Source organism: Ascidiimonas meishanensis, from assembly GCF_037782385.1.
GTDB lineage: Bacteria > Bacteroidota > Bacteroidia > Flavobacteriales > Flavobacteriaceae > Ascidiimonas > Ascidiimonas meishanensis.
Genome location: NZ_JBBEXD010000004.1, coordinates 283,403 through 306,337 on the forward strand (window position 1 = coordinate 283,403; position 22,935 = coordinate 306,337).

The window sequence follows — 22,935 nt, forward strand, 5'->3', positions numbered from 1 at the left end:
TAGATGGCAACTTCGTATAGCAGAGACTTTTGGGCAAGCCTCGCACGTCTTATTTTAAGGAATCGTATTATAATACTACTCCTATTGGCAGCAATGACCGTTTTTTTAGGGTCACAATGGAAATACATGCGTTTCACGTATACAGAAGCAAATCTGCTACCGGATGATCATCCTGTAAACCTTGAATACAATAAATTTCTCGATATTTTTGGAGAAGAAGGTAATCTCATCGTATTAGGAATTAGTGATACTGCTTTATTTACGCCTAAGATTTTTGAACGCTGGAATAAGCTTAGTAAGCAACTAAACGCATTTCCAGAGGTAGACCTTGTATTATCTACTGATAATCTTAAATTGTTAGTAAAAGACACCATAAATCAAGAATTTACTATAAGACCATTTCTTTCAGGCAAGCAAAAAGATCAAGAGTATATTGACAAGCTCAAAGACAAGCTTTTTAAAAACCTTCCTATTTACCAAGGCTTGCTTTACAATGAAGAAAACACTACTGTTAGAACTGCTATCTATATTGATAAAGATATCGTTAATACCTCGGTAAGAAAAGATTTTGTTTTTAATGACTTTATTCCATTAATAGAAACATTTGAAAGAGAAACCAACATTGACATTAAAGTGTCTGGCATGCCTTATATCAGAACACTTAATGCACAAAATATTGTAGATGAAATAAGTGTTTTTATAGCTGCTGCGCTTTTAATTACCTCCCTAATTTTTTTCTTCTTCTTTAGATCGTTCAGGGCTACTTTTATTTCAATGATCGTCGTTATTATTGGTGTTATGTGGGCTTTTGGAATACTAGGATGGCTCCATTATGAAATTACAGTGCTCACTGCGCTTATTCCACCGCTTATTATTGTAATTGGAATTCCTAATTGTATTTTCTTAATTAATAAATATCAACAAGAAGTAAAAAAACACGGTAATCAGGCAAAATCTTTACAGCGCGTAATTTCCAAGATAGGAAACGCCACTTTAATGACCAATGTTACCACTGCTGCAGGCTTTGCCACCTTTATTGTCACAGAAAGTAAATTGCTCAAAGAGTTTGGTATTGTGGCATCTTTAAATATTCTAGTGATATTTATATTATCGCTACTCATTATTCCTATTGTTTACAGCTTTATGTCGTTGCCCAAAAACAAACACCTTAAGCATCTAAACAAAAAATGGATTGAAGCTTTTGTAAACTGGATGGAAAATACCGTTAGACACTACCGTATCTCTGTTTACATTATAAGCCTTATTCTTTTGGTAACATGTATTATTGGTATCTATCAGATTAGAATATCGGGAAGCCTAATTGAAGACATGCCCAAAAAAGCAGCTTTTTTTAAAGATATCCGTTTTTTTGAAAAAGAATTTGAAGGCATTCTTCCTCTCGAAATTATGGTAGACACTAAAAGGAGGAATGGTGTCATGAAACTTCCTACACTTAAACGCATGGAAGAAGTAGAAGAGTTAATAAGAGACATCCCAGAATTATCAGACCCAATTTCAGTCACAAGATTAGTAAAGTATTCCAAGCAGGCCTATTATAATGGCAACCCAGACTATTTCCAATTACCTAATAATCTTGAAAAAAACTTTATTCTATCTTATGCTAAAAAATCATCAGATAAAGTAGATCTTCTTAGTAGCTTTGTAGATTCTACTGGTCAAATAGCACGTATCACTACATTTATGAAAGATATAGGCACTGACAGGATGGAACGTATTGAAGAGAGTTTAGAAGATAAAATATCCAAAGTACTGCCACCAGAACGTTATGAAGTGACCATAACTGGAAAAGCATATTTGTTTACAAAAGGAACCAAGTATTTGGTTAAGAATCTGGTAATTTCACTTACACTTGCCATATTCTTAATTTCACTTTTTATGGCTTATATGTTTCGTTCTTTTAGAATGATTATTATTTCTTTAGTACCTAATTTATTTCCACTAATCGTAACAGCTGGGGTAATGGGTTTTGCTGGTATTCCTATTAAACCATCTACCATATTAGTTTTTAGTATTGCCTTTGGTATTTCTGTAGATGACACTATTCATTTTTTAGCAAAATATCGTCAAGAACTGTCTGATAATAAATGGAAAATAAGAAAATCAGTATATGCTGCACTAAGAGAAACTGGAGTTAGTATGTTTTATACCTCTATTGTACTCTTTTTTGGATTCTCTGTTTTTATGACCTCCAGTTTTGGAGGTACTGTTGCATTAGGAGGTTTGGTATCGGCTACTTTAATGTTTGCTATGTTGGCAAATCTTATTTTACTTCCTTCCTTATTATTATCTCTGGAACGAAGTATTGCAAATAAGCAAGTACTCAAAGAACCTAATATTAATATTCTTACAGAGGCAGAATCTGAAGAAAATTAACACAATTGATTTAAATGTTGAAAGGCCTGCCGAAAATATTAATTTTCGTGCAGGCCTTTTTAGGTTCCCCCAAACCTACTGTCATTTATTTCTTTTATTAATAGTATAATCACTCTCTTAACGTAAATTCAAAATTAGGAAATAGGTCTTCTTAAAATAAGGGTTATTTTCCCCTATTTCTATTTTTTAAATAACCAAAGTACACTTTTTAAGATTTTAAAAAATTCATTTTATAGATATCTTAATCATGAAACATTTATCTTTGCACCCTCATAAATGAAACATATAATGAAGGAATTCAGCATTATTGAACTTCTGGAAGAAGGTAAAGTTTTACAAGAAGTAACTTTAAAAGGATGGGTGCGTACATTTAGGAGCAATAGATTTATTGCATTGAATGATGGCTCTACTATTCACAATATGCAATGTGTGATTGATTTTGAAAAGTTTGATGAAGCTTTATTAAAACGAATAACTACCGGTGCAGCTTTAGAAATAAAGGGTACTTTGGTTGAAAGCCAAGGAAGAGGTCAAAATATCGAAATTCAGGTAAGTAGCTTTAATGTATTAGGTGATTCCGATCCTGAGGAATACCCCATACAACCCAAAAAACATTCCTTAGAATTTCTTCGAGAGAAGGCACACCTTCGCATTCGTACGAATACATTTGGTGCCATCATGAGAGTACGTTCTAAACTTTCTTATGCAGTTCATGATTATTTTCATAAAAACGGATTTTTCTATATACATACTCCCATTATCACGGGATCTGATGCCGAAGGAGCTGGAGAAATGTTTAGAGTCACTACATTAGATGCTAAAAACCCTCCCCTTACGAAAGATGGAAATGTGAATTATGAGGAAGATTTTTTCGGTAAAGAAACCAACCTTACCGTTTCCGGTCAGTTAGAGGTAGAAAACTATGCTATGGCCCTTGGTAAAACTTATACCTTTGGACCTACCTTTCGAGCTGAAAACTCCAATACGTCAAGGCATTTAGCCGAGTTTTGGATGATTGAGCCTGAAATTGCATTTACTGATTTAAATGGCAATATGGATCTTGCAGAAGATTTCATCAAACATGTAATTCAATTTGCACTGGAAAATTGTAAAGATGATCTGGAGTTCTTAGAAAAAAGACTATTGGAAGAAGAGAAAACCAAACCTCAGGCAGAACGCAGTGAAATGAAACTAACCGAGAAGCTGCATTTTGTATTAGACAATCATTTTAAAAGAGTAAGCTATACAGAGGCAATTGAGATTTTAAAGAATTCTAAACCCAATAAGAAAAAGAAGTTCAAATATCCTATTGAAGAATGGGGAGCTGATCTACAAAGTGAACATGAAAGGTTTTTGGTAGAGAAACATTTTAAATGTCCAGTTATTCTATTTGACTATCCCGCAAATATTAAAGCTTTCTACATGCGCCTTAACGAAGATGAGAAAACGGTACGTGCTATGGATATTCTTTTTCCTGGAATAGGGGAAATTGCAGGAGGCTCACAAAGAGAAGAGCGTTACGATGTTTTAAAGCAAAAAATAACCGACCTTGGAATAGACGAGCAAGAATTATGGTGGTATCTTGAATTACGCAAGTTTGGCACAGCCGTTCATAGTGGTTTTGGCGTTGGTTTTGAACGCTTGGTTCTTTTTGTAACTGGCATGACAAATATTAGAGATGTAATTCCTTTCCCAAGAACCCCTCAAAATGCAGAGTTTTAAAGCCTATGATACCTTAAGAAATAATTTTAAATATCCAACTCTGAAAAAACCATTATCGTTTTTAAGAATAAAATTACGATTTGAGGCCGACTAACACATGTTTAGTCGGCTTCATTTTTCTATTGTAAATTATCCTCTTCCCCTAAAGAATTGACACAAACTCTAATGATACGAGAAATTTTGTCCTCATCAGTAAAAGTAGCTCCTCCTTTAACATTGCTTTTTACATTTAATTTTGCAATAGTAAACCTATTTAACCTTAACAATTTGTTCTCTTTTTTGTTGCTCATAGTAACAGTTTTTAGTTTAAATAATTATTTGATGTTCTTTTGAAGCTGTTTTATAAAAAAAGAAGGATATATACCTGTTTTTTTATAAAAAGCTTTTGAAAATGATTCGGTATTATTAAAACCAACTTCATCTGCTATTGCTTTAATAGCATAGTTTTTAAATACCCTATCGTTCTGTAATCTTTGCATCGTATAATCTATCCGTAAATCATTGATATACTTACTGAAATTTTTTTGTTCGTAAAAATTGATAAGCTTAGATAGATACTTTGAATTGGTGTTAAATTCTTTGGAAAGAGAACTTAGCGTAATAGAATTCTTTAAATATCCCTCATTTTCTACAAAAGCTTGTAGTTTACTCTGAATTTCATGAACTAACTCTTCTGAAATACCAATCGTTTTTAGATTGGTACTAGCTTGATCTCCAACCGTTCCTGTATCATTTTGGTTTTTTGAAGATTTACTATTCTTGGTTGCACTCGTCTTTAATAATTCTTCAAAACGCTTCTGGTATTCTCTTTGTTTTTTCACATAATAATAGATGGTAAGTGCGGCTACAACCAGAAGTGCAATAAGAACATAAATCCATCTACCAATATTCCTTTTACCTTTATTTAGCGCTACAATTAATTCCTCTTTTTCGGCAAGTAATTGCGGTGTATCGTATTTCTTAACTATATATGTATTCAGGTAACGATAATTGGAGTTTAAAACACTGTCCACCTTTAGCAAACCTTCTATGGTTTTAAGTAGATTACCATCATCCCTATTTTTTCGGTAGTAAGCAATCATACGGTCATAGGCATCTCTGCTTTCTGGTTTTAAATCATTTGTGATTCTGAATAAGGAATCTACTTGTTTGTAATAGGGCATTCCCAAGATCATATTATCAGACTCCTCGTAAGCCCTTCCTATATAGTAATAGGTTACTATAAGATTAGGATTACTCTTTGTTTTTTCAAAATATTTTACTCCTTTAAGCATGCTATCTAAAGCTACTTTAGGGTCTTTTTTTTCTAAATAATTAATCCCTTCGTTAACTATAAAATGCGAAAGACTATTTGAATCTTTAATTATGGAAGCTTCCTTATATCCTAGCTTATTTATGGTAGAGGAAGAGTCAATTGAACCTAATCTACGATATGCATTTGATAATGCATGCAATACAGACAAATAGAAATAATTATAAGGCCCCATACTCTCTTTACCTTCCAAATATTGCTTGCAATTTTTAAAAATTTCTTTTGCCTCTTTGTGTTTTGAAAGACGAACTTTAAGGGTTCCAATAGAATACTGGATGAAATAGGGAAACTCTTCGCTATCTACGGCATTAGAAAGTTGATCTGCCTGAAGATAGGAATCCAGCGCTTTTTTGAAATTTCTATTATCAAAATAAAATCCACCCTTTTTAAAATAGGCGCTTGCCAAAATATTCTTATCACCTATACTTTTTGCCACACCTATAGTACTATCGCAGTACTTAATAGCCATATCATTAGAAACTAAATATGTCATCAAAAGATAACCTACTTGTAGTTCATTCTTATTACTTTCAATTTTAGCCTTTTGAATATACGCCTTTGCATAAGCTAAAGAGCTATCAGGTAAAGAATCAAAAAACGTTGAATAATTTTGCTCGAGAATTTTATAGTCTAAAGAAATCAAGGAATCTATTATCACAGATTTGTCCACGTGCTGCCCACGGCCCAATAAAGAACAAAGTATTGATACGCAGAAAATTGTGTATAGTTGGAAGGGCCGCATTAAGTATTTTAGAGTTTACAGCACTAAGGTACTATTTTTTCTGAATTTAACTTCCTTTCAACTATAATCTACCTATTTTATCGGTGGTTTTTAATTAGTAGTATAAAATTTATCTGTCAAATCATTTAAAAAATTAAATCAACTATAAATATACCCGAAATAGTACCTTAAAAATATTAACTCAGTATTAATAATGGATATCTTGAGAGCAAAAAAAATACTATTGCTTAATAAAGATATTAAAATCATTTAGTTCAAAAGCCTAATCGTAATTTCCTTATTTTTGTTGTTACAAAAAGAAGTCAATAAACCTTATGCTTAAGCAACATTTACAGTTCAAGTTATCACAAAAGCTTTCTCCTCAACAAATTCAGTTGATGAAGCTTATACAACTGCCTACACTGGTATTTGAACAGCGTTTAAAGCAGGAGTTAGAAGAAAATCCGGCATTGGAAAGTGGTAAAGAAGAAGGAGCTGAGTATGAGGAAGATTTTGCAGACACCAAAGATGACGAATATGAAAATGAACGAATAGAAGCAGACGACATCAATGTAGATGAATATTTGAGTGACGATGAAGTGCCAGATTATAGACTTCAAGCTAATAACTATAGTGCAGATGACGATGAAAAATCGGTGCCTTTTGCTTCAGGAACTTCATTCCATCAGTATTTATCCAATCAATTAAATACTTTTCGTTTAACCGATGAAGAACGTGATATTGCTGAATTTTTAATAGGAAGTGTAGATGAAAGTGGCTATATCAGACGTGACATGGCAGATATAGCAGATGATCTTGCATTTACACAAAATATATATGTCGATGAAGCCAGTATTGAAAAAATATTGTATAAAGTTCAAGAGCTAGACCCACCGGGTGTTTGTTCAAGAAATCTCCAAGAATGTCTTCTTATACAACTTAAAAGAAAAACGTTAACTGTAGATATTAAGCTAGCGATTGATATCTTAAAAAATTCTTTTGAGCAATTTACTAAAAAACATTATCAAAAACTCCTTTCAAAATACGATATTATAGATGAAGATTTAAGGGGAGCAATACATGAAATTGAAAAACTAAATCCAAAACCTGGGGGTGCCTACTCTGGCAATAATAGAATTATAGAACATATTATTCCAGATTTTACCATCCGTATAAAAGAAGGTGAATTAGAGTTAACTCTCAATGGTCGTAATGCTCCAGAATTACATATATCAAGAGAATATAACAATATGCTTGAAGGTTATAAAGCCTCCACAGATAAGTCAAAATCACAGAAGGAGGCAGTAATGTTTATTAAGCAAAAATTAGATGCAGCAAAATGGTTTATTGATGCTATCAAGCAAAGGCAACAAACCTTATACGTTACCATGAATGCAATTATGCATTACCAAAAAGATTTTTTTCTTAGTGGTGATGAACGCAAACTAAAACCTATGATTTTAAAAGACATTGCAGATATGATTGGCATGGATGTATCTACGGTTTCAAGAGTTGCTAATAGCAAATATGTAGACACTCCTTATGGAACAAAACTGATAAAAGATTTCTTCTCAGAATCTATGACAAATGAACAAGGTGAAGAAGTATCTACCCACGAAATAAAGAAAATTCTGGAAACATTAATTGGAGAAGAAAGCAAGAAAAAACCACTTACTGATGATAAGCTCGCTACACTCTTAAAAGAAAAAGGCTATCCTATTGCCCGCAGAACTGTAGCCAAATATCGAGAACAATTAGATATACCCGTTGCTAGGCTTAGAAAAGAGATTTAATGAAAAAGTTTTATCACTTTATTGCCTATCTCTATCACCCACTATTTTTTCCGTTAGCTGGCACCATTGCGTACTTTCTTATCTCCCCTAGGTACCATCCAATTGAATTATGGAAACCCATAGTAATCTCAGTTACCATTCTTACCTTATTGATTCCTCTGGCATTTTCCCTTTTACTAAAAAGCATTGGATGGATTGAATCTATAGAATTAAAAAAGGTATCAGAACGGAAAATACCCTTGTATATTTTTATATTTCTAATTGGAGTTATTATTTACAGGGTTATTCCTTTTAGTTTTTCAATTGAGTTGTATTTCTATTTTATAGGCATCCTAGGATCTGCTTTTGCCTGCCTAATCATGGTCTTTTTTGGCATTAAGGCCAGTATTCATATGATGGGGATTTCTGGACTTACCCTATTTATTCTCGGACTTAGCTTTCACTATCAAATTAATATCACCATTGCCCTTACTTTTCTGGTATTTTCAACAGGGTTAGTGGCTTCTGCCAGACTCTTTACCAAAGCACATGATTTCAAAGAAATCACACTTGGCTTTTTTCTGGGCGTAATGCCGCAGCTTATCACTTTTCAATATTGGTTATAGCAAGTAAAAAACAAGGCCTGCCTTGAGTACTTTCATTTCTAATTGTTCACCCGAAATAGTATCTACTTCAGGTTTAAATATTCTATTCAAGCCATAAGAGGCATAAAAATTCCATGTATTATAGCCAAAACTAAAATAGATATCGGTTTGAAACTTTCTTAAATCATCATTACTAAATTTTAACTTACCCCCATCGCCTACAAACTTGGAAGCATTTGCGAAAATGTAGCCCAATTTTACTCCTCCATAAATCCGCCAAAACTTATAATTTGTAGAGGTGGATGTTCTCCAACGCACCTCTAATGGCATTTCTAAAAGATGTGTTTCAATTTTATTACGTTTAAAAGAAACATCATCAGGTATGGCTGCATAACTAATTCCATCTAGAGTTTCAGCTGCCTGAAGATTGGTAAAATAATTATTAAGTGCATACCCTAGCCCGATACCAAACCCAAAGTTACGTGCTTTATTGATAGGAATATCCCTAATATATCCTAGTTGAATTCCATAGGGAAGATTGTTTTGGCTAATCCCAGAAGGCCTCTCAAGAAGAATGTTATAGGTAATTCCCATATAGATATGATCTTCTCGGTAGCTAGTGCTATCTATACTTTCTAAGGTTAATGAATCTTGTGCAATTAAATTCATAAAAGAAAATAGATACAATACAAAAAATAAAAACCTCATCATTATATGTTTAGATAAATATAGTTTTTATAAGGACTCAAACAAAAAAGCCCCATAGAATGGAGCTTTTTCAATACTAAGTTTAAAAAAATATTATTGTAAATTCTTAAATGCGTCCCCTTGACGGGTAGTATAATTAATCTTTAATGCATTTACTTTACGTAATTGTTGTTTAATATCTGAAACAAGACCCATTCCAGTTTCATTATCTACTTTTAAGGCAGTTGTTAATACTCCTTGCAATTCCTGACGCTTTTTAGCTCTTTCTGAAAGAATATAATTTGCAACTTCAGAGACATCAGCAAACTTATCATTAAGTTGAATTTTCGCTTCTGTACCATAAGTAGCCTGATAACGCTGACTAGGCTTCCCTGCATAAATGTAAATAATACGATCTTTTTTATCCAGTTTCTGAATTTGATCTGCATAAGGCAACACATTCTGGATCATTAAAGAACTATCCTTCATTACAGTTACCGTCATAAAGAAAAACAAAAGCATAAAAACAATATCTGGCAATGATGCTGTTGAAACGGGTGGCAAATCACCACTTTTCTTCTTAGTGAATTTAGACATTTTGTTTGTTTTTAATTGTTACTTTTAGGTTCTGCCTCTGATAATTTTTGTGGGTATAACGCTTGGATTTTTTCAATCTTAGGTTTTAACTCACTTTTAACCTCATCGCTAGCACTAGGATCAAGATATTCTCTTTCCATATCAGTGAAATTAACACCATATCTTGCTAAAGCTTCTCTATTACGCAATTCATTATAAGCAGCTACCAACTCATTTTGTACCGCTATATAAGTACTGTAGCTAGTCTTACGGTCATTCTGTAATGAAATTATCGCTTTATCAGGATTATCAGAAGAACTTGGATCTCTTTTACCTTTGCAATAACTACACGCTAGGTCTCCTACTCCACCGCCATTATCTAAGAAAGCAACTGCTGCTGCTCTAAGATTTTTAAGCTCCATTAACTCATCTTCAACCAATAATTGGTTATTTTGATTCACCACAACGGTAAAGATATTTCTTTGCTTTACAATTACATCAGTATCTGGCGGTTCAAGAGGTGGTAATTTCCTATCTAATCCTGCATCTGTTTCGATGGTTGTAGTTACCAGAAAGAAAATAAGTAGGAGAAAGGCAATATCTGCCATGGATCCTGCATTTACTTCTGGTATGCTTCTCTTTGCCATATTCCTTTAATTTTATTTACTTAAAATTTTCTTCACTCCAGAAAGCAGCATTGATGCGATAGCTACTGCTGCAAGAATGTAGAAGGCTATGAGGCCTGCACCCACCATTTTAGAACTAGATTCATCAACGTCGATACCTGCTTCTAAAAATCTATCTAATTTCACATCTGTACCGCTGGAGAGCGCATAACTAATACCTAAAACTATTACAAATCCAACGATAAGGATTAACGATTTCTTCAATTTATCTGGATTTGAAGCCAGATTTTTTAACGTATAAAGAAGTACTGCAACCACTGGAATGGCTAGTAAGATATACGCAATATAAAACATAGCGTTTACATAGGTATTATCCATAGCCTCTGAAGCAGAAACATCTGTACCAGGTAGTAAAACCCAGAAGACAATTCCCAGAACTCCCAGAAGAATTAGTATTATTTTAATTATTTTTTGCATGGTCTGTATGGTTCTTTGAAATTATTTTTTGTGATCTACTAATAAATCTACTAGAGTGATAGAAGCATCTTCCATATCATTTACGATACTATCCATCTTTGCGATGATATAGTTATAGAAAATCTGAAGAATAATTGCAACTACAAGACCAAATACAGTTGTTAAAAGTGCTACTTTAATATCACCTGCAATAAGCGAAGCATCAAGTCCACCCGCTGCACTAATTTTATCGAATGCTTGAATCATACCAATTACTGTACCCATGAAACCTAGCATTGGTGCAATAGCGATAAATAAAGACAACCAAGATATGTTTTTCTCTAACTGACCCATTTGAACACCGCCATATGCAACCACCGCTTTCTCGGCAGAGTCTATACCTTCACCTGCTCTGTCAAGACCTTGATAGAAAATAGAAGCAACAGGCCCCTTAGTATTTCTACAAACTTCTTTAGCTGCTTCAACACCACCAGAAGCTAAAGCATCTTCTACGCTTTTAGAAAGTTTTTTGGTATTGGTAGTAGCAAGGTTTAGAAATATAATTCTTTCAATTGCAACAGCTAAGCCTAAAATAAGACAAAGAAGTACAATACCCATAAAGCCGGCACCACCTTCTATAAATCTTTCCTTAAGTACCTGATGAAATGTTTTGCTTTCATCTGCTGGTGCTTCTTCTGGCTGTACGGCAACCGCAGCAGCATCAATAGAAACAACCATAGCTGAAGAACTTTCTGTAGCAGCCACTGTTGTTGTAGCGTTGGCAGTTGTTGCGTTAAACGCCATTAATCCGGCAATAGCCAAGATAGAGAATAATCTTTTCATTTCTTTTAAACTTAAATTTTGTTAGTTAATAGGGTTAAAGATATAAAAATTTTCAATTATAAAGATATCAGTAGAAGCAGAGAGGAAGGGATTCGAACCCTCGATACGCTTTTGGCGTATACACACTTTCCAGGCGTGCGCCTTCGACCACTCGGCCACCTCTCTGTATTTCGTTGTCTTTATGGGGGCAAATAACGAAAAAAAAATCAGAGAATACAATTTATGACGTTAATTTTAAAGCATTTCACCGCGTAATGAGGTTTCAAAAATTGTTTTAAAAACTTTTTTACTCACATTAGCACCCAAAAGATACATTGTCTTAGCTATAGCAGCTTCTGTTGTGATGTCTTTTCCGCTTATTACACCCATTGCTTTTAAGTGGGCACTTGTCTCATATTGTCCTAACGAAACAGCTCCACCTGAGCATTGAGTAACATTAATAATCAAAATTTCTTTTTTAATCGCATTATTAAGGGCGTTTAAAAACCATTTATCTGTTGGTGCATTCCCAGAACCATAAGATTCTAAAATAACTGCTTTTAAATCAGAGATACTAAACACACTCTCAACTACATTCTTAGCTATACCGGGAAACAACTTAAGCACCATAATACGATTGTCTAAATTTTTATGCACTAATAGCTTCTTTATTTTTGGCTTAGGCAGAAGGTTTTCGTAATTAAGTTTTAAATGCACCCCACTTTCTGCCAAAGGTGAATAATTTAAAGAAGCAAAGGCTTCAAAGTGTTCGGCATTAATTTTTGTGGTTCTATTGGCTCTATAAAGTTTGTACTCAAAATATAGACATACTTCATTAATTGGCGAGACTCCTTCTTCTTTTAAAGAAGCAATTTGTATTGAGGTAATAAGATTCTCTTTAGCATCAGTTCTCAAATCTCCAATAGGTAGTTGAGAACCTGTAAATATTACTGGCTTCAATAGATTTTCTAGCATAAAGCTCATCGCAGAGGCTGTATAACTCATGGTGTCACTACCGTGTAACACTACAAAACCATCAAATTCTATATAATTCTTTTCTATAATAGTAGCCAAAACTTTCCAATATTCAGGATTCATATTTGAAGAATCTATTGGTGTTGAAAAAGTGATGGTCTCTATGGCACAGGATAACTGGGACAACTCCGGCACATTGGCTAAAAGCTTATTAAAATCAAATGCTTTCAATGCACCCGTTTTATAATCCTTCATCATTCCTATAGTACCACCAGTATAAATAAGTAATATCCTGCTTTTACTATTCATTGTGTTTTAAATAATTATTGACCGGATTCGCATACATCGCCAAAAAATTATTCATTGCTGCCTTATGATCTTTATCTACACGTCTTTCTAATCTCCGCTCAAACTGACGTAGCTCTTTTTCTGTGTATTCATTTTTAAACCGATTTGACTCGTTCAAAAGGTCATAAGCTATGTAATTTGGTGGCCATAGCTTATAATTACAATGTATTTGCTTATCTATTTCATCTGCTAATAACTGTAGTTGCCCGTTTGCAGACTCTCCGCTTTCGGCAATTATATCCAGATTTTTATCAAATACCTCGCCAGCAGCAATATGAATTCTCTTTTTTTTACCCAAAGCTCCCTTCAGAATAGAATTGAAATCTTCATTGCTTGTTTTAATATATTCTTGATCATAATGCTTTGCCATTAACTCTGGCATTTTTAAGACATCTGTTGGATCATATTCATAAGACATTGATACCGGAACTATTTTGAGTTTCCTGAAATAGGTCATTAAGTCTTTTTCATCACTAGCCAAAGCCAACATTTTAAGGACTCCTTGTTGCGTTAAGTCGTTACCGTCTTTTGTACGACCTTCTCTTTGTGCTATCCAAACAGACCTATGCCCATGCAGTAAAAGCTGTTTAATGTAATTTGAAACGGTTTTAGAACTTTCCAACATTTTGCGAAGAGACTGCTCTCTCAAAATCAAAAAACTCCTATTGAGTTTAGACAGGGCCAATAAAAAGGGTTTCTGAACCAAATTATCACCAATTGCAGATGCCGTCATTAAGAGGTTATTTTCAAATAAAGCTACATTTAACAATGAAGTATCAAGAATAATATCTCTGTGATTGGAAATAAACAAATAAGGAGTATTTGCATCTAGTTTATCAAACCCACTTGTAGAAAAACCTTCACAGCTTCTATCAAGCACATTTGTTACCGCATAATAAATTACCTGAGTCTGAAAATCTCTTATTGAATGGCAATTATCCAAAATTTCATGTATTTGTGCCTCAGATTTTTCCGGAAAAGCGAAATGTAAAAGCGCTTTTATCATCGGGTGATCTCTTAGCTCTTTCAAAATGGTATTTACCTCAGTATCATGATAAGGCCTTATATGTTCAAAATTATTCAAACCAGGTTAGTTTTTTGTTAGAGCAAATGAACAAAAATTTATCGGGATGTCATACCTTCAATAGCTTAAACTCCAAAAACTTCCTTTGAATTTTCTGTGGTGAGGTGTGCAACCTCTTCTATGCTTATGCCATATATCTCACTAATCTTTTTGGCAACAAGCTTAAGATAACTACTTTCATTTCTTTTGCCTCTAAAAGGAACAGGGGCTAGATACGGTGCATCTGTTTCTAAAACAATATGGTTAATATCAATTTCTTTAAGAAACTGATCTATTTTCCCATTTTTAAATGTCGCTACCCCACCTATCCCTAATTTTAAGTTATAGTTGATGGCTTTTTTTGCTTGTTCCCTATTTCCGGTAAAACAATGAAATATCCCTCTCAATTCGCCCTCTTTTTCCAATTCCAAAACCTCAAAAACCTCATCAAAAGCTTCTCTACAATGAATAATAATAGGTAGATTGTATTGTTTGGCTAAACGTATTTGTCTTTTAAAGGCAATTTGCTGTTCTTTCAAAAAGGTTTTGTCCCAATAAAGGTCAATACCAGTTTCCCCTACCCCATAATAAACACCTTTCTCTAGAAGCTTGCTTATTTTAGAAAGTTCTTCTTCATAGTCTTCCTTCACATGGGTAGGATGTAATCCAGCCATCAGAAAGACATTCTCAGGATAAGTAGCTGCTAAATCCTCCATTCGTTCTTGATATGTGCTATCAATCGCAGGGATAAAGAAACGTTTCACTCCTTCTGAAATAGCTCTTTGAATCATTTCATGACGATCATCATCAAATTGCTCTGTGTATAAATGTGTATGCGTATCTGTCAATATCATGGTGTAAAATTAATAGTTTTGTATTTATAAAAATTAAAATAATATAAATGGTTTCTCTTAAAAAATTCATGACTGAAAAAGGGTATATGCGTATTCCTTTAAAAAGAACCAAAACCAATCATTTTGAGGTGTTTGCTAAAATAAATGGAATACAAGGAAGGTTTATTTTAGATACCGGAGCATCCAGTACTTGTGTTGGTTTTGATAGTGCAGCTCTTTTTAAATTATCACCAGAAGAAACAGAGGTAAAGGCTTCTGGTGCTGGAGCAAGGGGAATGGAAACTCAAATTGCTAAAAAGAATCTTTTTTCACTCAATAACTGGAAAAAGAAAAATATCCCTATTATACTTTTCAATATGGTTCATGTAAATGCAGCTTTAGCCGAATTTAATACTATTCCGGTTAATGGAATTATAGGTGCAGACATACTTAAAAAAGGAAAAGCCATTATTGATTATGATAAAAAATGCCTGTATATGAAATAAAATAATTCAAAAAACGGGTAAAAACACCCCTTTTTATCTGCTTATTATTTCCGAATTTTACCATTCAATATTGTAATCATGGCACTTAAAAAAGAAATTACCAAAAATAATGATCAATTATTATTGATCTTAATTCTTACATTAATCGCTATTTCGTTGATTTTAAATTTTTTTTTGGTGCTATCTTTTTAAAACATAGTAACCGATTTACCGATGCCCCGCATGCGCTATTGCGGGGTTTTTTATTTAATAACGCTACTCAATCTATTCATTTCAAAGTTTTATTGTTCAATTATATTTAAGCTTAAAGCGTCCTTTAACCCATTGGAATTAACAATATGAAATAATTCTAAAAATTTGTCTATTGCCCCCTCTACTCCTTTCGATAAAATTAACACATCCAAAACCAACCCTCAATTCTGACCGTAAGAGGATATGAATACTATTCCATTACAAAACATATGTCATATTTAGAACCTTCAAGAATTCTAATACAACGTGAGTTCAACATAGCCTCCATAAATTATAATTTCAAAATTTTTACACTATTTTAATCTAATAATCTTATTTGCAGATCATTACTTTCATTTTCTTTGTTTGCACCGAGGCGAACGTAAAGAAAACAGCTAGTAGTTGTTGTTAGTGAAGCAGCCAGGCGGCGTGGGGAAAACGAAAAATCCCGAAGGAAGTCGGGAGCGCTTTTAGTTCATGACATTTCTATTTTCCTTGAAGGAATTCATGAATTTACATTTCTTCCCCGAACTATTGGGGCTTCAAAAATTTTTAACGAAAAAGACCTACTACACTTCGGAAAAGAAAAAATCTATAGACAAAGTAATTGTTTTAAATAGAACTCAGATTAATACAAATACGGTTAAAAAATTACAGAAAGTATTTCTATGATTTTAGATAACTATTTAACGTGAGTTCAATATAACCTGCATAAAATATAGTTTCAAAATTTTTAAACTATTTTAATCTAAAAATCTTATTTTTAGATCATTACATTCATTTTCTTTGCTTGTCCAAAGAAAACGAACCAAAAGAAAAGACACTTTTTCCCAAGGTATTTTTGTTCATAAAGTGGACAAAACCACAAGGCTTTCCTAAATTTTCTCCAAGGCTTCGAAAATTTTTAACGGAAAACCTTGTTATACTGTGGAAAAAGACAATTTCGAACTCGATTTTAATTCTTGTTTACGTCGAACTGACGTTATTTAAATAAAACTATAGAGTCTGGTTAAAAAGATCACCAAACTCGTATTCTTCATCAAAGTATTAAAAAATTAGTAAAAAATTACGTATTTCTACGTGTTGACTGGTGTATTATTAATGATGACATTTGTATAGATGCTAATAATGAATCTTAACATTAACACTAATATTATGAATTACAAGAGGAATATACGAAATGAGGCAACTATACCGATCCTTATTTTCACACTTTCATTTGTAGTTTTAGTTTGCAATATCTATTTTCTGTTAACGATATAATAATATATTGGGGGTAATTGTTTAACAATTACGTAATGAAAGAGGGTTCTGTAAAAGGAGCCCTTTTTCTGTTAAAACAAAAATCCGGATTAATCCGGATTTTTGTTTTAAGATTAATCTCTTTTTAAAGCTCAAGCGCTTTTTGGATATTGCCATCCATTAATAATTCTACTGGATTTTCCAACGCTTCTTTTACCGCTACTAGAAATCCTACCGACTCTTTTCCGTCTATAATTCTATGATCATAAGACAGTGCTACAAACATTATTGGTGCTATTACTATTTCTCCATTACGAACAATAGGTCTTTCAACTATGTTATGCATTCCTAAAATACCACTTTGAGGAGGGTTAATAATAGGTGTAGATAACATAGAGCCAAAAACTCCTCCATTAGAGATAGTAAATGTACCCCCAGTCATCTCATCTACTGTTATTTGTCCATCTCTAGCTCTTATTGCCAATCTTTTTATCTCGCTTTCTACGCCTCTAAAACTTAAGTTTTCCGCATTACGCATCACTGGAACCATGAGCCCTTTTGGACCGGAAACTGCCACAGAAATATCACAGAAATCATAACTAATTTTATAATCACCATCAATCATGGAGTTTACATCAGGATATAACTGTAATGCTCTTACTACTGCTTTCGTAAAAAAGCTCATGAACCCTAAACCAACTCCATGCTTTGCTTTAAAAGTTTCTTTATATTCACTTCTAAGCGCAAAAATAGGACTCATATCTACCTCATTGAAAGTAGTAAGCATTGCTGTTTCGTTCTTCGCTGACACTAATCTTTGAGCGACTTTTCTTCGCAGCATTGACAATTTAGAGCGATCTGAACCTCTAGCGCTAACCCCTGGGGTTCCCATGGAAGGAACTGCCTTTACAGCATCATCTTTTGTTATACGTCCATCTTTACCAGTACCTTTAACCTCACTGGTGCTTACTCCTTTTTCATTTAGGATCTTTTTTGCAGCCGGACTAGCACTTCCAGTAGCATATGTCTTTTTATCCTCAGTTGGTGCGGGTGCCTTTTCACTATTGGCTTTAGAACTGGTTTCTTCTTCCTTCTTTGCTAATTCCTTTTCTGCATTCCCACCAGAACCTTCATCTCCAGAAGCTGCTCCGGGCTTTTCTGCGCTTGTATCAATAAGACAAACTACAGCACCTACCTCAACTGCATCGCCTTCTTCTGCTTTCAGTGTAATGATCCCACTTTCTTCGGCCGGTAATTCTAAAGTCGCTTTATCTGAATCTACTTCTGCAATTGCCTGATCTTTTTCAACGTAATCACCATCCGCAACTAACCACTGCGCTATTTCAACTTCGGTAATAGACTCTCCCGGAGAAGGGACTTTCATTTCTAAAATCATACTATAAATACTTTAATTTTATGTTGTTAAAAGCGTTTGTAAAACGTTTTATCTATTAATCATGTTATCTTTAGTCTTATCAAAAACATATTCTATGACAGCTTTTTGCCTTTTTTTATCTCGCGTTGCGCTACCAGCTGCAGGCGAAGCGTAAAATCTTCTGGAAGCAACCCTTAGCTTATGCACATCGTCAAAATGCATAAAGATATGACTCCAGGCACCCATATTTCTTGGTTCTTCTTGAGCCCAAACTACATCATCTGCATTTTTATATTTTTTGATAACAGCTTTCATCTGTTTTGAAGGAAGCGGGAAAAGTTGCTCTACCCGAACTAATGCAACATCATCCCTACCTTTTTCTTGTCTAGCATTCTCTAAATCATAATAAAATTTACCTGTACAAAACACGAGTGTTTTTACCTTATCTACTTTCACTTCTTTGTCGTCTATGACCATTTGAAAACTTCCATTGACTAATTCATCTACAGATGAAACAGCTTTTGGATGTCTAAGTAAACTTTTTGGTGTAAAAACAATTAAGGGTTTACGGTAATTCACCTTCATTTGTCTACGAAGTAAATGAAAGAAATTTGCTGGAGTAGTACAATCTGCTATAAACATATTGTCTTTAGCACATAATTGAAGGTATCTTTCCATACGAGCAGAAGAGTGTTCTGCACCTTGACCTTCATACCCATGAGGTAGCAGCATAACCAAGCCGTTTTGGGTTTTCCATTTATCTTCTGCCGAAGAAATATACTGATCAATCATGATCTGTGCACCGTTACTGAAGTCTCCAAATTGCGCTTCCCAAATGGTTAACGAATTAGGGCTTGCCATAGCATAACCATAATCAAATCCAACAACTCCATATTCAGATAAAAGAGAATTGTATATTGAAAAAGAACCTTGTTTTTCGTTAAGATGATTCAACTGAATTACTTCTTCCTCACTTTCTTCTGCTTTTAAAACTGCATGCCTATGAGAAAACGTTCCTCTTTCTACATCTTGACCCGTAATGCGCACATCAAAACCTTCTGTAAGCAGAGTACCATAGGCAAGTAATTCTCCCATAGCCCAATCCAACTTATCGGTTTTAAAATACATATTATACCTGTCTTTAATCAGTTTCTCTATTTTGCGAAGAAACTTTTTCCCATCTGGTATTTTTGTCATCACCTCAGCAATAGCTTCCAACTCTTTTTTGTTAAAAGAAGTATCTACCTCTTCTAACATAGCATCTTCTTGCACCGGAGCAAATCCTTTCCATTCATCTTCCATGAAAGGAGTAATCACTGTTTTGTCTTCTTTTCTAGAATCTTCAAGCTTTTCTTCTAGAGAAGCTTTGTATTTTTTCTCTAATTCTTTAACATGAGACTCATCTATAATTCCTTCTTGAATGAGTCTTTCCGCATAAATATCTCTTGGGTTCTTATGCTTAGCGATGGCTTTGTAGAGTTTTGGTTGTGTAAAACGAGGCTCATCACCTTCGTTATGGCCGTACTTTCTATAGCCTAATAAATCAATAAAAACATCTCTTTTAAAAGTGGTTCTAAAGTCCAAGGCAAATAACGATGCATGTATTACAGCCTCCACATCATCTGCATTTACATGTAAGACAGGAGAGAGTGTAACTTTGCCCACATCTGTGCAATAAGTAGATGATCTAGCGTCTAAATAATTGGTGGTAAATCCTATTTGGTTATTCACTACTATGTGTATAGTTCCATTGGTACGATAGCCGTCAAGCTGTGCCATTTGAACCATTTCATAGACAATTCCCTGACCAGCAATTGCTGCGTCTCCATGCACTACAATAGGAAGTACCTGAGAGAAATCGTCTTCATAATATTTATCTTGTTTTGCCCTTGCAATACCTTCTACAACAGCTCCCACCGTTTCAAGATGTGAAGGATTAGGGGCGATGTTAATATTTATTTTTTTACCTCCGTCTGTATTTCTATCACTTGTCCACCCAAGGTGGTATTTAACATCTCCATCAAAAACTGCCTGTTCATAATCTTTTCCATCAAACTCACTAAAAATATCTTTAGCAGACTTCCCAAAAATATTCGTTAAAACATTCAAACGCCCTCTATGCGCCATTCCCATCACAAACTGTTTAACCCCTAATTCTGATGCTTTCTCAATTATAGAATCTAAAGCTGGAATTAAGGATTCGCCACCTTCTAAGGAAAACCTCTTCTGACCTACGTATTTTGTGTGAAGAAAAGATTCAAAAGAGACAGCATCATTCAATTTTCTTAAAATATACTTCTTTTGTTCTGGAGAGAATTTAGGATGGTTGTCATTTATATTTAATTTTTGCTGTATCCATTCTATTTCTTCTGGCTTTCGAATATACATATACTCAATTCCAATAGCATCACAATAAATGGCTTCTAAATGTTTGATAATATCGCTCAATGTCGCTTTTCCTATTCCAAGAATATTACCTGCATCAAAGACAACCTTTAAATCACTTGAAGAAAGTCCAAAATTCTCAATCTCAAGAGTTGGTTCATAACGTCTCCTTTCTCGTACAGGATTGGTTTTAGTAAAAAGATGCCCTCTATTTCTGTAACCATCTATCAATCGTATCACCTGAAATTCTTTTTGAAGTCTTTCAGATATGTCTACCGTTTCTTTAGAAGCAGTTATTGAGCTTGTTTCAAAATTATTAGTATCTGAACCACTTTCCATTCCAAAGTCAAAGCCTTGAAAAAATGCTCTCCAACTAGGTTCTATACTATCAGGGTTTTGTAAATACTTATCGTATAAATCTGCAAAAAATGAGGTATGTGCAGCGTTCAAAAAGGAATACTTATCCATGTTTCTTTTCCAATTCTTTTTTAAAGAAATAATTTATCAAAAATACAACATTTAGACTCAATCTTTAACATACCCGTCAATAAATTCATACGCTTGAAGTGGTTTTAAACTATTATTAACAGACTTGTGAAAAAGACAGCTGTTTTTACGAATATTTCTGTCTATACCAAACTTTTTGCCATTCTCTTTTAAGAATAAGAAAGGTAACATGTTTGGCAATTTCCATGATATCATTGCTCTCTAGCTTCTTTACTTGCTTTTCTGAAACATCAATAATATAAAGAAGGTTTAAATAATCATTAAACTTGTTTTGAATTAATGAATAGATAGTATGATAGAGCTCTTCTAATAGCAAAGCAGGATTAATATCTATTTTTAAATCGATCATTACATTTGCATACAAAAAGTCTTTTTGAAGTTGGGCTACTAAATCTTTATATAAATCAAGACTATTTACTTCTGTTAAAAGGGCAGTACTATCAGGATAATTTTGATTCATGAAAATTTATATATACCTAATGTGAAATTTTATTTTTTATAAATCTCACCATTTTTCATTATAAAAATGACATCTTCTAATGTTTTCACATTTTTTAATGGATTGTCCTTTACTGCAATAATATCTGCTAAATAATTGGATTTTAACTTTCCTAACTTATCAGACATTCCTAATAAACTGGCATTTGTAAGGGTTGCAGACTGTAGTGCTTCTATAATGGGCATTCCTGCTTCTGCCATGTAACCAAACTCTTTTGCATTTTGCCCGTGAGGAAAAACGCCAGCGTCTGTACCAAAGGCAATAGGCACACCCTTTTTGTATGCTCTTGCAAATGTTCCTTGTATTTGCGGCCCCACTTCTTTTGCCTTAACCGCTACAACATCTGGATAAAATCCGGTAACCTCTGCTTTGTCTGCAACATATTTACCTGCTGTTATAGTAGGCACCAGGTACGTATTATATTTTTTCATTAATTCCATGGTTTCATCACTCATAAAAGTACCATGTTCTATGGTTTTAATTCCGCCTATTATAGCACGCTTCATACCCTCATCTCCGTGTGCATGTGCAGCGGTAAGCATCCCATAATCATTTGCCGTACTTGTAATTGCTTTAATTTCTTCTAAAGTGAACTGTGGATTACTCCCATTTTTAGCGACACTCAACACACCTCCGGTTGCTGTAATTTTTATAACATCTGATCCGTCTTTGTAACGCTGTCTAACTGCTTTTCTAGCTTCTTCGGGTGAATTTACAACCCCTTCATAAGGTCCAGGATTACCCATGAGCTCCTTTCTTGAACCATTGGTAGGATCTGCATGCCCTCCAGTAGTGGCAATTGCCTTTCCGCTGGTAAAAATTCTTGGCCCTTTTACCAAGCCTTTTTCAATGGCTTTTCGCAAAGAAATATTAACTCCTGTACCCCCTAAGTCTCTTACGGTTGTAAATCCTGCCATCAAAGTTCTTTCTGCATAAACAACCGATTGAAATGCTACGTCAGCATCATTATCTGTAAATCTGGCAAGATATTTTTTGGGATTTGTCTCACTTTCAATATGAACATGTAAATCTATTAAACCAGGAAGTATGGTGGCATCTTTCAGGTTAATTACTTTATCACTTACTAAATCAGGATTTATAAAACCAGAGCGTACCTGTTTTATCTTATTTCCCGAAACGATAATAGTTTGCTCTTTTTGAATTTTACCCGTCTCAACATTCAAGATTGCCCCGCAATGCAAATAAAAGTCTTGAGCCAGTAAAATTGAAATATTTCCCAAAAGAATACATCCTAAAATTATTTTTTTCATAAAAACT

General features: G+C 33.9%; 19 protein-coding genes and 1 tRNA gene. 5 read left to right on the top strand and 15 right to left on the bottom strand.

Annotated elements, in window-relative coordinates:
* Positions 1–3 precede the first annotated feature (3 nt).
* Together WBG07_RS08885 and asnS are read left to right on the top strand one after the other, a co-directional pair.
* A complete protein-coding gene (locus tag WBG07_RS08885) occupies positions 4–2,394 on the top strand; it encodes an efflux RND transporter permease subunit (protein WP_340200474.1) in 2,391 nt (796 codons plus the stop codon).
* 288 nt (positions 2,395–2,682) lie between these two features.
* Entirely contained in the window at positions 2,683–4,116 is a 1,434-nt protein-coding gene (gene asnS / locus WBG07_RS08890) for an asparagine--tRNA ligase (protein ID WP_340200476.1), read from the top strand.
* Positions 4,117–4,235: 119 nt separating this feature from the next.
* On the opposite strand, the gene WBG07_RS08895 is transcribed toward asnS, so the two are convergent.
* Both WBG07_RS08895 and WBG07_RS08900 read right to left on the bottom strand, forming a co-directional pair.
* Positions 4,236–4,406, bottom strand: a complete 171-nt coding sequence (locus tag WBG07_RS08895) for a hypothetical protein (protein ID WP_340200478.1) — start codon at positions 4,404–4,406, stop codon at positions 4,236–4,238.
* A gap of 24 nt (positions 4,407–4,430) precedes the next feature.
* Positions 4,431–6,086, bottom strand: a complete 1,656-nt coding sequence (locus WBG07_RS08900) for a helix-turn-helix domain-containing protein (protein WP_340200480.1) — start codon at positions 6,084–6,086, stop codon at positions 4,431–4,433.
* Positions 6,087–6,484: 398 nt separating this feature from the next.
* On the opposite strand from WBG07_RS08900, the gene rpoN reads away from it, so the two are divergent.
* Positions 6,485–7,942 carry an RNA polymerase factor sigma-54 gene (rpoN, locus tag WBG07_RS08905; RefSeq protein WP_340200481.1) on the top strand — a complete coding sequence of 486 codons (1,458 nt, stop codon included), beginning with the start codon at positions 6,485–6,487 and terminating at the stop codon, positions 7,940–7,942.
* Positions 7,942–8,547 carry a hypothetical protein gene (locus tag WBG07_RS08910; protein ID WP_340200482.1) on the top strand — a complete coding sequence of 202 codons (606 nt, stop codon included), beginning with the start codon at positions 7,942–7,944 and terminating at the stop codon, positions 8,545–8,547. The genes rpoN and WBG07_RS08910 overlap by 1 nt, the downstream gene beginning before the upstream one ends.
* Here the strand turns inward: WBG07_RS08910 and WBG07_RS08915 are convergent.
* The 9 genes from WBG07_RS08915 to WBG07_RS08955 form a co-directional block, all read right to left on the bottom strand.
* Entirely contained in the window at positions 8,542–9,195 is a 654-nt protein-coding gene (locus WBG07_RS08915) for a porin family protein (RefSeq protein ID WP_340200483.1), read from the bottom strand. The genes WBG07_RS08910 and WBG07_RS08915 overlap by 6 nt on opposite strands.
* A gap of 132 nt (positions 9,196–9,327) precedes the next feature.
* On the bottom strand, positions 9,328–9,810 hold the full coding sequence (locus WBG07_RS08920; protein WP_340200484.1) for an ExbD/TolR family protein: 483 nt from the start codon (positions 9,808–9,810) through the stop codon (positions 9,328–9,330).
* A gap of 11 nt (positions 9,811–9,821) precedes the next feature.
* On the bottom strand, positions 9,822–10,436 hold the full coding sequence (locus WBG07_RS08925; RefSeq protein ID WP_340200485.1) for an ExbD/TolR family protein: 615 nt from the start codon (positions 10,434–10,436) through the stop codon (positions 9,822–9,824).
* 12 nt (positions 10,437–10,448) lie between these two features.
* Positions 10,449–10,892, bottom strand: a complete 444-nt coding sequence (locus WBG07_RS08930; RefSeq protein ID WP_340200486.1) for a hypothetical protein — start codon at positions 10,890–10,892, stop codon at positions 10,449–10,451.
* A 21-nt stretch (positions 10,893–10,913) separates the two neighbouring features.
* Complete coding sequence (locus WBG07_RS08935; RefSeq protein WP_340200488.1) at positions 10,914–11,714, bottom strand: MotA/TolQ/ExbB proton channel family protein; 801 nt, start codon at positions 11,712–11,714, stop codon at positions 10,914–10,916.
* Between the two features lie 77 nt (positions 11,715–11,791).
* Positions 11,792–11,879: transfer RNA gene (locus WBG07_RS08940), tRNA-Ser, on the bottom strand.
* A gap of 69 nt (positions 11,880–11,948) precedes the next feature.
* The gene (locus WBG07_RS08945; protein WP_340200490.1) at positions 11,949–12,977 is read right to left on the bottom strand and encodes an asparaginase; all 1,029 of its coding nucleotides are present in this window, start codon (positions 12,975–12,977) and stop codon (positions 11,949–11,951) included.
* Positions 12,970–14,100, bottom strand: coding sequence for a 1-acyl-sn-glycerol-3-phosphate acyltransferase (locus WBG07_RS08950; protein ID WP_340200492.1), 1,131 nt, complete (start codon positions 14,098–14,100; stop codon positions 12,970–12,972). Before WBG07_RS08950 ends, WBG07_RS08945 begins: the two co-directional genes overlap by 8 nt.
* A gap of 65 nt (positions 14,101–14,165) precedes the next feature.
* Positions 14,166–14,933 (bottom strand): TatD family hydrolase, encoded by a 768-nt coding sequence (locus tag WBG07_RS08955; protein WP_340200494.1) that lies wholly within the window; start codon positions 14,931–14,933, stop codon positions 14,166–14,168.
* A gap of 47 nt (positions 14,934–14,980) precedes the next feature.
* Here WBG07_RS08955 and WBG07_RS08960 point away from each other — a divergent pair, with 47 nt between their 5' ends.
* The gene (locus tag WBG07_RS08960; RefSeq protein WP_340200495.1) at positions 14,981–15,418 is read left to right on the top strand and encodes a retropepsin-like aspartic protease family protein; all 438 of its coding nucleotides are present in this window, start codon (positions 14,981–14,983) and stop codon (positions 15,416–15,418) included.
* A gap of 1,618 nt (positions 15,419–17,036) precedes the next feature.
* On the opposite strand, the gene odhB is transcribed toward WBG07_RS08960, so the two are convergent.
* From odhB to WBG07_RS08980, 4 genes are all read right to left on the bottom strand, one after another.
* Positions 17,037–18,287 carry a 2-oxoglutarate dehydrogenase complex dihydrolipoyllysine-residue succinyltransferase gene (gene odhB / locus WBG07_RS08965; RefSeq protein ID WP_340200496.1) on the bottom strand — a complete coding sequence of 417 codons (1,251 nt, stop codon included), beginning with the start codon at positions 18,285–18,287 and terminating at the stop codon, positions 17,037–17,039.
* Between the two features lie 48 nt (positions 18,288–18,335).
* Positions 18,336–21,119 (bottom strand): 2-oxoglutarate dehydrogenase E1 component, encoded by a 2,784-nt coding sequence (locus tag WBG07_RS08970; protein ID WP_340200497.1) that lies wholly within the window; start codon positions 21,117–21,119, stop codon positions 18,336–18,338.
* A gap of 145 nt (positions 21,120–21,264) precedes the next feature.
* The gene (locus tag WBG07_RS08975; protein ID WP_340200499.1) at positions 21,265–21,618 is read right to left on the bottom strand and encodes a hypothetical protein; all 354 of its coding nucleotides are present in this window, start codon (positions 21,616–21,618) and stop codon (positions 21,265–21,267) included.
* 29 nt (positions 21,619–21,647) lie between these two features.
* The gene (locus tag WBG07_RS08980; protein ID WP_340200501.1) at positions 21,648–22,928 is read right to left on the bottom strand and encodes a metal-dependent hydrolase family protein; all 1,281 of its coding nucleotides are present in this window, start codon (positions 22,926–22,928) and stop codon (positions 21,648–21,650) included.
* Positions 22,929–22,935 lie beyond the last annotated feature (7 nt).

Bases quoted from the DNA above. Each gene is read 5' to 3' on its own strand.
- WBG07_RS08910 (WP_340200482.1), top strand. From the start codon at position 7,942: ATGAAAAAGTTTTATCACTTTATTGCCTATCTCTATCACCCACTATTT.
- WBG07_RS08920 (WP_340200484.1), bottom strand. From the start codon at position 9,810: ATGTCTAAATTCACTAAGAAGAAAAGTGGTGATTTGCCACCCGTTTCA.
- WBG07_RS08915 (WP_340200483.1), bottom strand. From the start codon at position 9,195: ATGAATTTAATTGCACAAGATTCATTAACCTTAGAAAGTATAGATAGC.
- WBG07_RS08960 (WP_340200495.1), top strand. From the start codon at position 14,981: ATGGTTTCTCTTAAAAAATTCATGACTGAAAAAGGGTATATGCGTATT.
- asnS (WP_340200476.1), top strand. From the start codon at position 2,683: ATGAAGGAATTCAGCATTATTGAACTTCTGGAAGAAGGTAAAGTTTTA.
- WBG07_RS08975 (WP_340200499.1), bottom strand. From the start codon at position 21,618: ATGAATCAAAATTATCCTGATAGTACTGCCCTTTTAACAGAAGTAAAT.
- WBG07_RS08980 (WP_340200501.1), bottom strand. From the start codon at position 22,928: ATGAAAAAAATAATTTTAGGATGTATTCTTTTGGGAAATATTTCAATT.
- WBG07_RS08930 (WP_340200486.1), bottom strand. From the start codon at position 10,892: ATGCAAAAAATAATTAAAATAATACTAATTCTTCTGGGAGTTCTGGGA.
- WBG07_RS08925 (WP_340200485.1), bottom strand. From the start codon at position 10,436: ATGGCAAAGAGAAGCATACCAGAAGTAAATGCAGGATCCATGGCAGAT.
- WBG07_RS08970 (WP_340200497.1), bottom strand. From the start codon at position 21,119: ATGGATAAGTATTCCTTTTTGAACGCTGCACATACCTCATTTTTTGCA.
- WBG07_RS08955 (WP_340200494.1), bottom strand. From the start codon at position 14,933: ATGATATTGACAGATACGCATACACATTTATACACAGAGCAATTTGAT.
- WBG07_RS08935 (WP_340200488.1), bottom strand. From the start codon at position 11,714: ATGAAAAGATTATTCTCTATCTTGGCTATTGCCGGATTAATGGCGTTT.
- WBG07_RS08885 (WP_340200474.1), top strand. From the start codon at position 4: ATGGCAACTTCGTATAGCAGAGACTTTTGGGCAAGCCTCGCACGTCTT.
- WBG07_RS08945 (WP_340200490.1), bottom strand. From the start codon at position 12,977: ATGAATAGTAAAAGCAGGATATTACTTATTTATACTGGTGGTACTATA.
- WBG07_RS08895 (WP_340200478.1), bottom strand. From the start codon at position 4,406: ATGAGCAACAAAAAAGAGAACAAATTGTTAAGGTTAAATAGGTTTACT.
- rpoN (WP_340200481.1), top strand. From the start codon at position 6,485: ATGCTTAAGCAACATTTACAGTTCAAGTTATCACAAAAGCTTTCTCCT.
- odhB (WP_340200496.1), bottom strand. From the start codon at position 18,287: ATGATTTTAGAAATGAAAGTCCCTTCTCCGGGAGAGTCTATTACCGAA.